Below are 16,373 nucleotides of genomic sequence, written 5' to 3' on the forward strand. Positions count from 1 at the left end.
ACAACCCTATAAACATTAAGAAATCCCTATGAAAATTTTAAACAGCAAGACCGTGAAAGATCAGTTAAATATGTCCATGGCTATCGACTCAATCGAGATGTTATTGAAGCTACAGGCGCAGCATCCAGAGTGGGTTAAATGCCCTGAACGTTTAGTTATTCCAACTTTTACAGCCAGTAATAAAAATAATGGCTCACACTTATCGATGCCTTCGGTACTGTTTGACGGTAATGAAGAGTTTGCTATCGTTAAACTGGCAACCATCTGCCCGGATAATCCACAGCGGAATCTTCCCACGACTACTGCTGTTGTGAGTGTTTCGAACAATGATACTGGTGAAATTCTTGCCTTTATGGATGGTGTTTACGTTACCCAAGTGCGTACGGCAGCACTATCGGGTATCGCTAGCAAGTATCTAGCAAAGCCGGATAGTCAGCAAGTAACGGTAATAGGCTGTGGCGGGATGGCCTATGAGCAGCTGAATGCTGTGCTTACGGTTTGTCCAAACATCAAAACAGTAGTGCTTTGGAACCGAACTATTGAGGGTGCTAATACCTTTAAAACTCAATTCGCTGATCAATATCCAGAGTGGCCGGTGACCATCGAAGTCTGTGAAGATATTGCTACTGCTGTAAAAGATGCCGATGTCATTAACTTGGCAACTCGTGCAACCGAAGGGCTATTTGAATTCAATCAAATCAGAGCCGACGTGCATATTAATGCAGTAGGTGCTTATCAGCCTGAGATGAAGGAAGTCAGCGATTCTATCATTGAAGTCTGCTCGCATGTCTTTATCGACGATATTGCAGGTGGACTTCATGAAGCAGGAGATTTAATTCAGGCAGATGCTGCTGAGGAGTGTGACTGGACTTGGAAAGATTTAACTGGCGATTTAGCTGACTTAGTTATGAAAAATATCACCATCGACCAAGATAAAAAAGGGGTAACACTGTTTAAATCTGTTGGAGCCGCAAGCTTTGATGCTGCAGTCGCCTTAAAGATAGCTCAAAAAGCCAAAAAAGAAGGTTTGGGTCAGTCTGTTGAGTTATAAAAATTAGTGACTAATCAATTTATTAGGGGCTGTATAGAATTCATCTATTAGGACTGCTGATCGCTAAAATAATTCCAGACTAGGCGTAAATCGAAGGTAATGTCGAGACCTTAGCTAGATTTACAACAACGTCTGGGGCGATTTTAGCATCAGTCCGAAGGAACAGGACTATTTTTTGCCACTTCATAGCCAAAACTATCGCGCTTAGAATAACTAAACTTACTATTTTTGGCGTCGAATTGCCTAAAAAATAGTCTCTGTCAGTTCCTTAGCTGAATTCTATACAGCCCCTAGTCTTAGAAAAAAAACTAATTTAAATGGTCAGAGTCAGCTTGTTATTTAGGAGTATTGATATGCGCCATCAAGTTATTGTCATTGGTGCAGGTATAGTAGGGACCTCCATAGCTTGGCATCTACAGAAAAACAGCTTTCAAGTTCTCCTAATGGATAAAAAATTACCAGGAGAAGAAACTTCATATGGTAATGCAGGTATTATCACAAGAGAAGCGGTAACTACTAAACCGTTTCCTAGAAGTTTTAAAGAGGTTTTAAGGGTATTGCCTAATAACAGTACTGATATTCGATATCGTTGGTCTGCTATATATAGTCTTCAGCGCCCTTTATTACAATACTGGGTAAACTCAAGCCCAAAAAAGCTCGAAGAAATCGATAAAGAGTGGGCTACTTTAATTCAGAATTGCACGAACGAGCATAATCTTATGGTTAAGGCTTCAGGCGCTGATGAACTAGTCAGAAAAATAGGCTGGATTGAGCTTCATCGTAAACCAATTAATTTTGAGAACGCTATTAGCAAAGCATTAAAAGCGGCTGAGCAAGGTGTAGAGTATCAGGTCCTATCACTCACAGAATTGAAAGAATTAGAGCCAAATGTAAACTTTACAGACTATGTCGGCGGTATACATTGGAAAAACTCATGGCAGATAAAAAACCCAAGCCAACTTGTAAAAGCCTATGCCAAAAATTTTGAAAAAATGTCAGGGCAAATAAAGCAGGCTGATGTACAAAGCATCATACAGACAGAAGAGGGCTGGCAGGTTGTTACTGATAGCGATACTTACTTATGTCAGAACTTAGTTATTGCTGCAGGTCCTTGGTCAACTGAACTCATTAAGCCATTAGGTTATAAGATTCCTCTATTTCCTATGCGTGGATACCATCAGCATTTTGAAGTCACCGAGAAAAACTCATTTTCCCATAGCTTATTCGATGCTGATAAAGGTTTTGTCATGGGTGCAATGGATCAGGGCATTAGGATTACCACAGGTGCTGAAATGGCAATGCTAGAGGCTTCAAAAGACTTTAATCAACTGGAAACAGTACTCACTTTTGCAAGAAAACTGCTACCGCTTGACGTTGCTGTGGAATCTGAAGCCTGGTGTGGTACTAGACCTTGTATACCTGATATGAAGCCAGTTATTGGGCCTGCATCAAAACACGATAGCTTATGGTTCGCTTTTGGCCATGGCCACCAAGGTCTTACCCTTGGGCCAGTGACAGGACGTCTCATTGAAGAGATGATCAGTGGTAAGCCACTATTTATTGATGCACAGCCCTTTAGTAGTGAACGCTTTACTTCTAATATTTAAGAGATGTAGGTCTTAAGCGGCATAAAGCAGATTTAGCTTTAGCAAAAGCTAACTATCTCACTAAGGTTTTTTATATGTTTCGAGCATATGCTGCGCTGGTCTTTCTTGGTGTTATTTGGGGGTCAAACTTCATTTTTATGAAATGGGCAACGGTCTTGATCACACCCTCTCAAACTGTATTTCTACGAGTGTTATTTGGATTTTTACTATTAGCATTAATCGCATGGCGCAGTAAGGTTATTACTCGCGAACAGCTACTATTTTACCACACTTCATAGCAATGTCGGTGCTCGCTACTTCCTTCTACTATTATGGTTTTGTTGTAGGAACTTTGCTATTACCCACTAGTATCGCAGGGTTATTAAGTGGTTCAATTCCTATGTTTACCCTTTTAGGTGCAGCCTTATTCTTACCAGAAGAAAGACCAACTAAGCAGATGGCTTTAGGGTTTGCTGGTATTGTATTAACTGCACGACCTTGGCAAGGAGATACAGGTTTGTCTCTTACAGGTGTGTTATGGATGCTCGCTGGCTCTTTAAGTATTGGCGCGTCATTTGTATACACTCGTCGTTTCTTATCTCGTCTAAAGCTACCACCACTAGCATTAGCGACTTGGCAGACCGGTATAGCTGTCATTACACTTTCGGTATTAATCGATTTTGAGGGTATTACAAATTTAGCAACGAATTCACAAGCATTGTGGGGAACGGTATTCGGACTTGGCATGTTAGGAACGGGAACCGCGTTTCTAATTTATTACTATATTATCGAGACCTTAGGCTCGGTACGTGCAGCTGTAGCGACTTATATTGCACTCTTTGTTGCCGTCGTTATTGGTGCCATAATAGGTGAGAATATTACGAGTTTGGAGGTTGTGGCCTTACTATTAATTATTGGTGGTGTACTGCTCATTCAAACCAGCAGGATAAGACAAAGCAATCCAATTTAGTTTTTAAACCACTTAACTTACATGTATTTATTCTATTGAGAGCAGTTATGGACAAGCAAAACTTTGATATACATATTATTGGTGGTGGCGTCATTGGACTAACCACAGCGGTCACTCTACAAGCGCGTGGGGTAAAAGTCGTCTTGCTCGAAGCTGATGAGATATGTAAAGGCACCTCATCAGGCAATGCTGGACACCTAGCGACCGAACAAGTCTTTCCTGTGGCTGATGCCAGCATGCTACGCCACATCCCGGCGATGCTACTTAACCCAACTGGACCGCTACGCTTGGATTGGCGCTATCTGCCTCGTCTAATGCCGTGGGCACTGCAATTGCTGCTTAATATGCGTACCGAACCTTTTGATCGTATCCATAAAGCAATATTGAACCTAAATCAAAGCAGTCTTGAGGCATGGCAAGATTTCGCCACTCAGTTTCATTTAAGGCAATGGGTGCACACCAGCGGTTCATTATTAACCATAGAGCAACCCACCAATCTGAAAACACTAACTGATTATGGCAAGCGTCTTAATGAGGTCGGAGTGACCAACCGCCTACTTAACAGGGAAGAGATAGCCGAGTATGAGCCAGCTTTAGACAACAGTAAACTTGACGCACTATACTTCTCCGAAACGGGACACTTTACTAACCTGCAAGCCATCTATAGTAGTCTTGCGACTACTTTTAGGCAATTTGGTGGTCATATTATCGAGCACTGCCGTGTCTTTGAAGCCACGCCAAGTGAGAACGGTGTTCAGCTAAAGACCGAGCAAGGCGATATGTTTGCTTCTAAAGTTGTGCTATCAGCAGGGGCTTATTCAAAAGCTTTAGCTAAGCAACTTACCGGTGTCAAAGTGCCCTTAGATACTGAGCGTGGTTATCATTTAATGCTGCCACATGAAGACAAGCGCTTAAATATGTCAGTATCAAGCTTGGATAGATATTTTATTATGACTCCGATGGAAGGCGGTCTACGTCTAGCGGGCACAGTAGAGTACGCAGGTCTTGATGCGCCTCCTAATATGCAGCGAGCACATAAGCTATTGCAACATGCCCAGCCGATGCTAAAGACGCCGTTGAATACGGATGATAGTGTACCGTGGATGGGCTTTCGTCCAACGACTGTGGACTCACTGCCCGTAATCGATAGAATTGGACGGGTATTTTTAAACTTTGGTCATCATCATCTAGGGCTAACCCAATCGGTCGTAAGCTCACGGATGATTGCTGAGTACTATTTTGAAGAGCCCCATGCTATTGATCCAGCAGCTTATAAGCTAGATCGTTTTAAAAAGAAAGCTCGTTAATTTATTGTTGTTAGAGAACAGTATAAGCTTAAGCACTTTACATGATTATAATTTAAGCTTGTCTTGATGGGCTTTATTGTGCCAGTTAGATAAGGTTTGCATCGCGATGCCTAGCTGCTTTGCAGTAGCTGAGATGTTACTGTTATTGTCCGCTATCTTCTTAACGGCCTCTGCTTTAAATTCTGTGCTATAAGTTCTGGTTTTCTTGGTCATGGTAAACTCCTGTGAATACGCTTAGTTTACCAATTTTATCTCTACGGTTTCTTCAGCATAGCTCAACCAGCTATGTGAGTTTTTAGACGTGCAGGTAGGTGACTTATTTATTTATAAGCCAAATAATAAAGATGCTAGTGGCGAGTCTTGAAGACCTATAAAGCTGGGAATAAATGTGACAGCGGTATAGCCTTGTATACAACGTGCTTCAAAGTACAGGATTAAGGTTGGGGTTCTTTTCTATATTTGCTTTTACATGATTTGGTCACGCTATGACTTCAATCTATAAAAGTAGTAGAAAAGAAAAAAGGAGGCTAAGAAAATATTTTTCAGCGTTGTTTTTTATAAATAGAAGAGTAGTAAGTTGGGGTCAATTATAAAATCAGTGTTTATAGCGTGGGCACGAAATGGTCACGTTTTGGTCACGGTGCTGATTTTTGAGCTTTTAATGTATTAGGTAAACTTAATAATTGAGCTAACCAGCTAATACTAAATTCCTCTACAACCCCTGGAAAATAGACAAAAAAAAGCCTCACTGTTAAGTGAGGCTTTTTAAGTATTTGGAGCGGGAAAAGAGATTCGAACTCTCGACCCCAACCTTGGCAAGGGCGTAAACCAAAATGATATTAGATTGTATTAGTCTGTAAACCTTTATTCTAAAAGGTTTCAAGATTTTTATTATACTTAATTATTTTCAAATAGTAAGTAGATTGGCGTATTAAACATATTTTTGGTCACTAGTTTAGTGTGGTATTATGACACCAACCAAAGATATTTTAGCATGCCTACCCTATCGTGGGTGAATAATTTTGTATGGGATATACCTCTGATATATAGGTCATTGATCATGGCGAAGAGTACCAAAAAAGTAGTGAGGCGAAGCGTCAAAAGCATTGCCATAAAAAACAATTTGGTAGTGCACGAATGTGCCGGTAAACCTTATCAGATATTCTGCGAATTGTTCGAAGCTGAGGTTAATGCGTTTTTCTCAGATAGAACACTATTATTAGAAGTCGTTGAGATAGACGAGCGGTATTATTTTTTTGAAGGTTTTAGAGAAGTAGGTTTGCTAATGGACGGCACTGAAATCTCAATTAGAAGAGTAAACCCTTCTAAAGCAGAAATTGAGCGACGTGCTTGGTCTTGTCTGATGAACGAGTTTACCAATGTAGATCCTATTGACCCAAAAATATTTGAGGCTATAAAAAGTGATATGCCTACTCAAGTGCAACAAGCGCTATTTAATAAACCTCTGACCATACAGCACATTCTAGATATTAAAGGTCTCAAGCGTCATCATTATGACTACCAAACCAGTCTATACCGTAATCAGCAGTCCAAGAAAATACCATCTTTCTCTGAACTAATTGGTGAGGTTCGCTATGATAATAATTAATAACGTAGAGACGCTGATACCAGATACTAAGGACATCTATACTACTGATGTCCGTCATTTCTTTATAACCGTCGCTAGTTTAGTCTCGAATGCCTTTATGGACATCAACGTAGAAGCGGAACAGTCAAAAGCTTTGACTTCAGCGTATCTTAAAAAAATATACCAATCCTATGATCGTAAGTTGACTAAGCCCGAAAATCTCACTCGAGCCTTTATCGCCAGTACCTATCATCTACCAAACCTTGATATCAACAATCCAAGTGAAGAATGGCTGTGGGTCGCAAAATTATGCCATCTGCTTATCTATTTTGCTCAGAATGAACTACCTAATCGTATTAGTGAGACTACTGCTGAAGCTAGAAAATGGATGAATCCAAATAGTGGTAATCACAGTCTTTGGGATCACTGTTACTTGATGCTACAAGCTGATAGCTTACAGACTACCTATGAGAGGTTTGAGAGTTATCGAATCGAACTTGAGAATACGAATGACCCTAATCTCAAATCATTTATCAAAATATATCGAACCATTGATTTTGCGTTTAATAATAGAGATAGCATAACGCGCACTTCCTCCGGCAGAAAACAGACCAAAAGAAGCAGAATTGATAAACCTAGTATCCAGCACGTCATGCACACAGACGTCGATGATGATGCGGATGAGCTAATATCAGTCACAAGCTTTGAGCAAACAAAAAATAATAACGATATTTATCGTGAACGTTTAGATGATCCGGTCCCTGATTTTTTCATCTCGATCAGACAAAGTTAGCGGATCATGAAAAGTTCTCATACAATCAGATGTCTCGAAGAACAAGGGCGAAGTATGCTCATGCTAATAAGAATGAGCGATTTGTAAGCAGCAATATTCGTCAGTTATCGCTCATTACTATTCAAAACATAACCGCTAAGCTGTGGCAATGGTTTGACGATTGCAAAGATGGTGGAGGCGATAGGGACAAAAAGCGCGCGATTGTTTATTTGCTGCTTGCTTTATACACCGGTCATTCAGTCGCTAGACTTGCTGAAGATATCAATAACAATTATAAAAAAATCACTGATATCAGTAATCGCAGGACAAGGTACGAATTCATTATCAATTTAGATATTACGCCGCTGCGCATTAGAACGGTAGGGGTAGAGTCTGTTATTGCTAATCGGCTAACACAGTTCAAACTACCATTACCTGAAGCTTTGGGGGTTTTTTTAACCTATAAAGGATACCCAGATTCAGCGTTGGTTAATGAAGTTATTGCTGAGCTACGAGTATCGCTACAGTTACCGCTGATTAGTTTGGGTCGGATTAAAAAGTCACTTTACACCATTTTAATTTATCAAGTCAGTAGCACTCAACTGGCTACTATCATCACCTCACGCAACAGTAAAAAAAGAGCAGATACTTGGTATAGCTCGCATGAGATTAAAGAGGTAGAAGAGGTTTACTATAATGCGATTAAGATTCTCACTGACCGCTGTTATAAAAACAAATCTAGCTTGGTTGATTATCTATCCAAGGTCGCACCAAATGATGAGGCTATAGGTAGTCAAAACAGCCCTGACTATCCAATAGTGAAGCAATTCATGAGTTACCTACAGCAAAAGGTAGTAACTACTAACAACTATAGGGAAAAGTTTAATTTTTATAACTTATGGTTATGGCATGTGTGTCTTTTGCTGACTTCAATAAGAGCGGTAGAAGGCGCACCAGGTTATCTCAGCCAAATAAACTTGCAAGCCGGTATCATGTGGATTTCTGATAAGGAGGAGCGGGCGACAGCGAGTAGTCAGCGCTTAGTGCCTATTTGTGCATTTCTACAGGAAGCTATTCAAAACTTCTTACGTTACTTAAGAAGCTTTGCTCGGCGTTATGGACGCTTAGATACTAACATTAGTATAGAGGTGAGTAAGGTTTTTGATTACCAAAGGCCGCTACTCAACTTTATAGATAAGAAAGGCAGATTTCATGCGCTTAGACCAGCTATTATTATTCAAGAGTTAGATACTCATTTTCGCTTTAAGCCAGATTGGACACGCCATGTGGGACAACGGTTTTTACATGAACGGGGAGTAGATGAAGCTGTCATTTTGGCAGTTTTTGGTCATGAAATGATGGGGCAAGAAGCGTGGCGAAAAAACTCAGCACTGTCTATAGGGCATATATTAGACGCTAAAAAACCTTACCAGCAGTTGGCAATAGAGCTGGAATTAGAGCAGGTTATCTTATGACAAAGATGCAGCCGGATAGTCTACATGGTCACTTGAGGCGCTCAGAACAAGCGCAAGATCGGCGCAAGCAGGCATTACAGCATACAAAAGAGCTGTGTCAAAACGCTTGGGATGCTTTTATTAAAGAGTATCAATCGTCAGAGGTAATAACAGACAAGCAGATATACGGTTTATATGAAGCGCTTTATGACGAGATTGAAAAGTGCGTTTCAGCGTATCTTATCCCATTTGCATTATTCGAGCGCAAGCGCTTTTTTGATAGAATTAATGATGCGCGTAAAAAAAGACAGCTGCCGTTACTACCAAAGCCAATAATTGCGGTACGTCCGCAGCGTCCTAAAAATATCAATGATTTTGAGACGTTTCTATATTTATCTACAGCCCAGAGTATTGTCGCACAAGCGTTTGATAAGTGGCAGCAGAAAAATACCTTTTCATTACTTGATAGCGTCAGCTGGTTTTTATTCTCACTCATTAGTTTTGCAGGATATAACGATGAAAAGTTACTCAAAAAGGTTTACGAGCATTTAGAGCAAAAAAAGCCTATCTATCAGATGACTGATGACATGCTGGTCATGCCGATCAGGCTACTATCATCCGACTATGGCAATGAGCTTGTTACTACAGAAAACGATTTAGATGAAGTGTATCACACACGCCTGATCATCATAGATGATATCAGTCGCTTATGGCTGCTCAAACTACAATGCCAGTATCAAGTGCAAAACGAGTTTCCTAAATATCATCAAGTAGTCAGAAGACTAGGGGAGTATATTGGAGAAAATTTTACGGTTAATTCCATCCATAAGTCTAGCTACTTACGGCACATTGCCATCTATTGGCAGACTATGCCAGAAGTGTATTTAGACATTCAACTGGTGCAAGTACTAATAGGTCAGCAAAAGCAAACCTCAATGCCAATAGACCAGTGGATTAGATACTTTCAAAGTATTAAAACGCCCAATGCTATTTTATCAGATGAACACGTTAGTAAATTAGTCATTGAATCTAGTAATAGTGCTAAGGACTCACTTGTTGGTGTGAAGGTTGAAAGATTTAGGTCCGATGCGGTTAAAGAAATACGCAGCATACTCAATAATGATAAAAGACAAGTTGAATCACAGTTAGAAAGTCTATTGACCCAAAACCTATATCCAAATCAAGAACGACTGGTGAGATGGATGCTAGATTTACTCACCAGTGGTAATAAAATCAATACTTTAAAACGATACTTGTCTGAGATTGGTAATGGCTTCATTGCAGGGACGCGTACAACTGATTTCATGCAATGCTCAAAGCATGACTACCACTATCTATATAACGAAATCATTGCTGAGAAGAACCCAAATAAATTAGGGTTTACTAAAACGGTTATCTGCTCACTGCATCACTCTTTGAAAAGGTATTACCAAGCGCCTGATATCGACATTAGAGGTGGCGGTGATCCACAGATAGTATCCAGTTATCTCATACCTAATCAGGTTTATCACAATATTCTTAATTGTATCGCTGAGCAAGAGAGGCTGAGTGATTACTATAAGCAAGCACTTAGTATCGTCACAATATTGCTATACCGTACCGGCATGCGTATCAGCGAGATATTAGGGCTACAAGTTAAAGATATTGAATACGACAATCAAGGATTTAAGGAATACAACGTTATTGTTCGCTCAAATGCCCATCGTGACTTGAAATCAGATGATGGTACCCGGCGAATTTGTTTATCCCTACTACTCTTGCCAAAAGAAATAGAGATGTTTAAAAAACTCTTTCATCTAAAAGAGAATCAGTCTTCTCGCTACTTATTTACTTTGGCATATCAGTCCTCTCCATTGTCTCGTCATAGTATTGAGCAGCCACTAAAACGCATACTAGAAAACACCGCTTATCATGATCTAACCATGCACAGCTTTCGCCATAATGTAATATCTAATATGGCGCTCATACTCAGATGCAATCCTACATTTGCTCAGCAATTTACAGGTTATGATGAGATGCAAATCGTCAAGATTAAAACCCACTTTTTAGGTAAAAAGCGTCGTGTCTCAACCAACCATTGGGATGCTCTCATGGAGTTTGCAGGTCATGCTGACCTCAATACTACCTTTAGTTCTTATATACACGTTGCTGATCTTATCGCAAGCCATCAATTGCAGCAGGCGAAATTGACTCTACCTTTAGATGTAGTTAACAAGCTGATTGGCACCAGTCGTATGGATCTAAAACAGCATAATACGCTTGCTTTAGAGAGTAGAGATGACAAGGTCAATCTTAGTAAGATCAGATCATATGTGAATCGTAAGATTGAGTGTAAGAAACTAAAGCTTGCTGATTATGAGGTAAAAGCACCTCACTCAACTAGCCGTATTATCGATACGGATAAAGAGCAGTCTTCAGCCGTGTTTGGTAGATATAGCCGTGAGACGATAGAAAAGCTTTTATGCGACCTTGAAGATGGTCAAACACTCGGGGACGCTAGTCGTTTAAACTTTAGGTATGATGATGCGTTAATGATTTATGAGCGCGCACTGAGCTTAGTAAAAAATGACGATGGAACGCTTAATCATAAGCTCATCTCAAAAAGGCGTAAACAAGGCTCCAATCATATTGTAATCGCGCCAACGCCGCTGCATTATCGTGAAGAGCAAGCGCTGGTGTATCAATGTTTTGATAACCTTGAGGTGCTTTATACATCCAAAGCGAGTAGGCGTGAAATAAAACAAATGCTTAAGGTATTTTATGAGAAAACCAATACTTCAAAAAGTGAGATTCGCTTTAGCTTTAAGCAAGAAAAGCTGTTTTATAGCTATCTAAAAATCATGTGTCAAATTCTACCCAGTAAACATTGGCGGGTAAATATCAGCTGTATTGAGTCGGAGCCTTATATTAATGAGAAGAATAAAAAAGCGTATCGTCCTGTTGTCAATAAGGCTGCTCAGATCAAACGTATAGAAGAGTTTAGACAAAAAGTTCCTAGTTTTGAAAGCGAGCTTACTAGCTTGGGAACCTATAATGGTTATGCACTAACGGTTATTAGTCCGCTGAAGCAGAAGGGTAATTCAAAATTATCTTCGGCTCTGATGAGTTATGTTTTGCATTTTTTGCTGATTGTTGATGGTTTGACTAATTGATACCTCTCAATTTTATATCTATGGATTTGACGACAGGAGCCAGTAGTCAATACTGTAGCCATGCGTATCATAAGATCATTAAACAGCACCAGTTTATAGGCTCAATGAGTGGCAAAGGCAATTGCTTTGATAATGCTCCGATAGAAAGCTTCTGGGGCATATTGAAGAATGAGATGGTATATCATAGAGATTATAAAACTAGATTTGCCGCTATTACCGATGTCATTAGATACATCGAGCTGTACTACATGAGGAACGATTAGCAAAGCACTGCTTTGCAGCGACGCAAGGCAAGAGCTGTGCTCGCAGTGAGACTAGAATTCAAAAGGGCTTGAGCTATAAATCGCCAAGACAGGTGTGGTTTGATTATTATCGTCAAGCTGCGTAATTAAAATCTCCCAAGTTTGGTTCTACGGATTTGACGGCAGGGGTCACTCTTTATTCAGAGTAAATCTGCGTCGATACTCACTTGGTGTCAAACCAACAATACGCTTAAATATTTTACGAAACGCACTAACATCACTATAACCCACCTTCCACGCTATTTGCTCAACAGGCATTAAAGAGAACTGTAGAAAGTCTTTTGCACTACCAATGCGTAATCGCTGACAGTATTCTGTTGATGTCATGCCCGTCGCCTTATGGAAACGGCGCAGAAAAGTACGCTCCTCTAACTGCGCACAACTGGCTAGGGTGGATAAATAAATATCCTGCGCTTCTGTTTTTTGTAGCCAATGCTGAACCTTTAGTATGGCGGCATCACCATGGGTGAGGTTGGGAGAAAACGCACTGTAATAGCATTGTTCACGCCTTGAGGGGTCAATTAACAATGCACGAGCGGTCTCATTCATGACCTGTGAGCCAAGAAAGCGGTCAACCATTCTAAGTCCTAAATCTGTCCAAGCCATCGCGCCACCAGCGGTCACAATATCACCGTCTTCGATAATAATGCGATCGACATCAAGTTCGACATCGGGGAAGCGCTGTTCAAACTCTTCTACATAACCCCAATGCGTGGTTGCCTTGCGCTTGGAGAGTAGTCCTGTTTCGCCCAGTAAAAAAGCACCAGCGCAGACGGATGACAGTATCACCCCTGTCGAATGCTGCTCTTTTAGCCATTCTAGCCAAGGTGCTGCCGCTTGCTTTGTAGTTGGCGCCTCTAACGTGGGTGGAATGATAACGACCGCTAGTTTTCCTACGCTATCAGGACTGCTCGAAAAAGTACACGTAGGCTGCTGCTCAGAACCCTTAATTTCCCAGTGACTGACCTGTAAAGGCAGATCGGTTGTATCTTGACGTTCGGCAGCGAGTTTACTGGCCACCATCAGTAAATCAGTCAGCCCAAGGATGGCCGCCATTTGTGCTTTCTCATAGACAATCAAGCCGATTTCAATCGTATGGTTTTGATTCATATGTCGTTATTAACCTCTTATGTGTCGATGTAGCCACTCGTTAGTGTAGCATAGAGCTTGTAAAATATACGCCTATACAGTCACTTTGATAAAAAAAGGAATCATCATGAGCACAAAAGCACTTATCGTTGTAGATATTCAAAATGAGTATTTTCCGCAAGGTAAATTATCACTCGTTGATATTAACAAAGCCGCTGATAATGCAGCTTTGGTTATTGCGTCTGCTAGAGAAAAAGGCCATACCGTCATTCATATCCGCCATGAAATGCCCTCTATTGATGCGCCGATATTTACGCCTAATACCGCTGGTGTAGAGATCCATGAGAAGGTAAAACCGATAGAAGGTGAAGCCGTCGTTGTGAAGCATTACCCTAATTCATTCCGTGAGACTGCTCTGAAAGAGTTGCTCGATAAAGAGGGTATTCAAGAGGTGACCGTAATTGGCGCCATGAGCCATATGTGTGTGGATGCCACGGTTCGTGCGGCAGTGGACTTTGGTTATACCACCACTACGGTCCATGATGCCTGTGCCACGCTTGATCTTGAATTTAATGGCACGACCGTACCCGCCGCTCATGCTCATGCCACCATCATGGCAGCGATTGAGTTTCTATATGGCGAAGTGATTGATACCCAAACGTGGATTGCGCGTTAATCCTGAGTAGTTAATCAAACCCTCATTAAGTTGTAAAACAGATTCCTCAATAAGATTCTCATCGATAAGGTAAAGATTATGAAGATAGCAAAATTACTGACTAGCACCACACTATTAAGTGGCGTGATGTTGTTAACGGCATGTACCACCTTTGCCAGTCCAGCAGCAAATTCTAACGCCGTAAAACAGACGGCGACCAATACGGTGGAATTTCAGCAAATCCGTAATGCCACGATCAAGCTCGATTATGCTGGCACCACGTTTTTAGTCGATCCGATGCTCGCGGCTAAAAACGCTTATCCAGGGTTTGCAGATACGTTAAATAGCCAAATACGCTATCCAATGGTAGATTTGCCGGTATCTGTTGCAGAGGTGCTGAAAGCCGATGCTATTATTTTAACCCATCTACATGCAGACCACTGGGATCCAGCTGCTCGCAACCTCGTCCCTCGTGACATGCCAATCTTTACCCAAAATGAAGCTGATGCGACCACCGTGCGTAAAGATGGCTTTACCGATGTCAGAGTATTGACAGAAAAAGGCGTTGTATTTAAAGGTACTAGAATCAATAAAACCATCGGGCAGCATGGTACTGATGAGATGTACAAAGTTCCAGCGCTTGCTCAGTCACTTGGCAAAACGATGGGAATTGTGTTCCAGAAGCCTAACTACAAGACCGTCTATGTCGCAGGAGATACCATTTGGGATAAGGAAGTAGAGAATGCGCTGACTCGCTACAAGCCTGATGTGGTCATCCTGAATACAGGCTACGCGAAGCTGACTACCTTTGTCGATGACTCTATCATCATGGGCAAAGACGATGTATACCGTGCGTATAAATTCTCACCTAATGCTCAGATAATTAATGTGCACATGGATACGGTCAATCACGCAGCATTATCGAAGGCAGAGCTGCGTCGCTTTATCGAGGAAAAACATCTGGATAAACAACGTACGCTTGTTCCCGATGATGGTCAGTACTACAAGTTCTAGTGCTTGATGAGTCGTTTTTTAAATATTCCTTGTGTGGCAATGCTCACAGTGTGTTGCCATGCGTAATCAATATTGTACAACTGAGATAGTTTATGAATATTCCAAATCATTCAGGTAGCGCACCTTTCGTCCTTTCGGTGCTCGACAATGCCTTCACTGGTGTTGGTCACACGGCAGAGGACACCTTTAAAGAGATGATCGCGCTTGCAAAACTGGCGGATAAAAGAGGGTTTCAGCGGTTTTGGATGTCTGAACACCATGCGATGCCGGGCGCCGCAGTTCCTTCTCCGCAGATGATGGTGGCTCGGCTGACTGGTGAAACCGAGCGCATTAGGCTTGGTGCAGGCGGCATCATGCTACCGAATCATGTGCCTTTGGTTATAGCTGAGCAATTCGGTATGCTCGATGCGCTGGCGCCAGGACGGATTGATCTGGGTTTGGGACGGGCGCCAGGTACGGATGGCGCAACGGCATCAGCTTTGCGTCGTCACCATGCGGCAAACGATGAGTTTCCTCAGCAAGTCGCAGAGTTGTTGGGGTTTTTAGAAAACAGCTTTCCAAAAGACCATCCTTATAGTGAGGTTCATGCGGTGCCAGGCCCATGGCAGGCCGAGCAAAATCGAGTGCCACCATCGAAGACCACAGTTGATGTCTGGATCTTGGGGTCATCAACTTACTCTGCGCATTTGGCAGCACAGCTTGGCAGACCTTATGCGTTCGCTTTGCAGTTTGGCAGTGCTGATGTTTTAAATGCCATGCGAATTTACCGAGAGAATTTCCGTCCATCAAAATTTCTAGCTAAGCCATACAGTTTGGTCAGCATTGGTGCGATTGCGGACGAAGATCCTGTAGAGGCGCGTCGCCAGTCAACGTCGTCTGCCATGGCAATGTTAAGAATGTTCCAGCGCAAGCCTTTTGCTTTACTGCCACCTGATGAAGTCGCGGCTTTTCAAGGCAATGTACAAGAGCGCCAGATTATTGAGCAGTATACTGATCAAACCCTTCATGGTACTGCTGCCGAGGTAGCAAAAGGTTTGGAGGATCTTCAGGAGCAGACAGAGGTCGATGAGGTCATGATGGTGGTACAGGGCTATTCGCGACGCGCCCAATTGCGCACTGTTGAGTTAATCGCAAATCACTATGACATGCCAAGTAACTAGGGCGTGTCCCTAATCTAGAAAAGTAGGTTCAAAAGCCTTAAAATATAGAGACTATTTCAAACACGGCCCTCTACATATGGCAAGAACAGTGCTCACAGATAATACATGGGAACAACTCCAAAGTACCATGAAAGCTCATGGCTGTCATACTTAGAAAAACGACAGACAAGTCATGGAAGACATACTGTGGAAACTTCGTACAGGCGCCCCGTGGCGTGATATACCGAGTGAGCTATGTCCATGGAAAACTGCCTACAACCGCTTTAATAGGTT

The 16,373-nt window shown here is 41.7% G+C and carries 13 protein-coding genes and 3 pseudogenes; 14 read left to right on the top strand and 2 right to left on the bottom strand.

The features are described 5' to 3' along the window. Positions 1-28 precede the first annotated feature (28 nt). The 5 genes from ACT3TU_RS07545 (at position 29) to ACT3TU_RS07565 (ending at position 4,914) form a co-directional block, all read left to right on the top strand. On the top strand, positions 29-1,051 hold the full coding sequence (locus ACT3TU_RS07545; RefSeq protein ID WP_444784215.1) for an ornithine cyclodeaminase family protein: 1,023 nt from the start codon (positions 29-31) through the stop codon (positions 1,049-1,051). Between the two features lie 353 nt (positions 1,052-1,404). Beyond that, entirely contained in the window at positions 1,405-2,658 is a 1,254-nt protein-coding gene (locus tag ACT3TU_RS07550; protein WP_444784216.1) for an NAD(P)/FAD-dependent oxidoreductase, read from the top strand. Positions 2,659-2,795: 137 nt separating this feature from the next. Next, positions 2,796-2,936, top strand: coding sequence for a hypothetical protein (locus tag ACT3TU_RS07555; RefSeq protein ID WP_444784224.1), 141 nt, complete (start codon positions 2,796-2,798; stop codon positions 2,934-2,936). Positions 2,937-2,944: 8 nt separating this feature from the next. Further along, entirely contained in the window at positions 2,945-3,607 is a 663-nt protein-coding gene (locus ACT3TU_RS07560) for a DMT family transporter (RefSeq protein WP_444784217.1), read from the top strand. A 47-nt stretch (positions 3,608-3,654) separates the two neighbouring features. Beyond that, a complete protein-coding gene (locus tag ACT3TU_RS07565; protein ID WP_444784218.1) occupies positions 3,655-4,914 on the top strand; it encodes an NAD(P)/FAD-dependent oxidoreductase in 1,260 nt (419 codons plus the stop codon). Positions 4,915-4,965: 51 nt separating this feature from the next. Here ACT3TU_RS07565 and ACT3TU_RS07570 read toward each other — a convergent pair. Next, a pseudogene (locus tag ACT3TU_RS07570) lies at positions 4,966-5,127 on the bottom strand (transposase); the annotation flags it as partial. Between the two features lie 847 nt (positions 5,128-5,974). On the opposite strand from ACT3TU_RS07570, the gene ACT3TU_RS07575 reads away from it, so the two are divergent. The 5 genes and pseudogenes from ACT3TU_RS07575 to ACT3TU_RS07595 all read left to right on the top strand — a co-directional run. Continuing rightward, positions 5,975-6,523 (top strand): hypothetical protein, encoded by a 549-nt coding sequence (locus ACT3TU_RS07575; RefSeq protein ID WP_192523521.1) that lies wholly within the window; start codon positions 5,975-5,977, stop codon positions 6,521-6,523. Beyond that, positions 6,510-7,295: a hypothetical protein gene (locus tag ACT3TU_RS07580; protein ID WP_444784219.1), complete on the top strand. Its 786-nt coding sequence runs from the start codon at positions 6,510-6,512 to the stop codon at positions 7,293-7,295. The genes ACT3TU_RS07575 and ACT3TU_RS07580 overlap by 14 nt, the downstream gene beginning before the upstream one ends. Before the next feature lie 29 nt (positions 7,296-7,324). Then, positions 7,325-8,749: a hypothetical protein gene (locus ACT3TU_RS07585; protein WP_444784220.1), complete on the top strand. Its 1,425-nt coding sequence runs from the start codon at positions 7,325-7,327 to the stop codon at positions 8,747-8,749. Beyond that, positions 8,746-11,880, top strand: coding sequence for a site-specific integrase (locus tag ACT3TU_RS07590; RefSeq protein ID WP_192523519.1), 3,135 nt, complete (start codon positions 8,746-8,748; stop codon positions 11,878-11,880). Before ACT3TU_RS07585 ends, ACT3TU_RS07590 begins: the two co-directional genes overlap by 4 nt. A 44-nt stretch (positions 11,881-11,924) precedes the next feature. Then, positions 11,925-12,268, top strand: a pseudogene (locus tag ACT3TU_RS07595) (IS3 family transposase); the annotation flags it as partial. 43 nt (positions 12,269-12,311) lie between these two features. On the opposite strand, the gene ACT3TU_RS07600 reads toward ACT3TU_RS07595, so the two are convergent. Further along, the gene (locus ACT3TU_RS07600) at positions 12,312-13,292 is read right to left on the bottom strand and encodes a GlxA family transcriptional regulator (protein ID WP_443540946.1); all 981 of its coding nucleotides are present in this window, start codon (positions 13,290-13,292) and stop codon (positions 12,312-12,314) included. Between the two features lie 106 nt (positions 13,293-13,398). Between ACT3TU_RS07600 and ACT3TU_RS07605 the strand changes: the two genes are divergently transcribed. The 4 genes and pseudogenes from ACT3TU_RS07605 to ACT3TU_RS07620 all read left to right on the top strand — a co-directional run. Further along, entirely contained in the window at positions 13,399-13,947 is a 549-nt protein-coding gene (locus ACT3TU_RS07605; protein ID WP_444784221.1) for a cysteine hydrolase family protein, read from the top strand. Between the two features lie 78 nt (positions 13,948-14,025). After that, complete coding sequence (locus tag ACT3TU_RS07610; RefSeq protein WP_443540948.1) at positions 14,026-14,940, top strand: MBL fold metallo-hydrolase; 915 nt, start codon at positions 14,026-14,028, stop codon at positions 14,938-14,940. A gap of 92 nt (positions 14,941-15,032) precedes the next feature. After that, positions 15,033-16,100, top strand: a complete 1,068-nt coding sequence (locus ACT3TU_RS07615; protein ID WP_443540949.1) for an LLM class flavin-dependent oxidoreductase — start codon at positions 15,033-15,035, stop codon at positions 16,098-16,100. A 76-nt stretch (positions 16,101-16,176) separates the two neighbouring features. Continuing rightward, positions 16,177-16,373, top strand: a pseudogene (locus tag ACT3TU_RS07620) (transposase); the annotation flags it as partial.

This window comes from Psychrobacter sp. AOP3-A1-26 (genome assembly GCF_052378235.1).
GTDB lineage: Bacteria > Pseudomonadota > Gammaproteobacteria > Pseudomonadales > Moraxellaceae > Psychrobacter.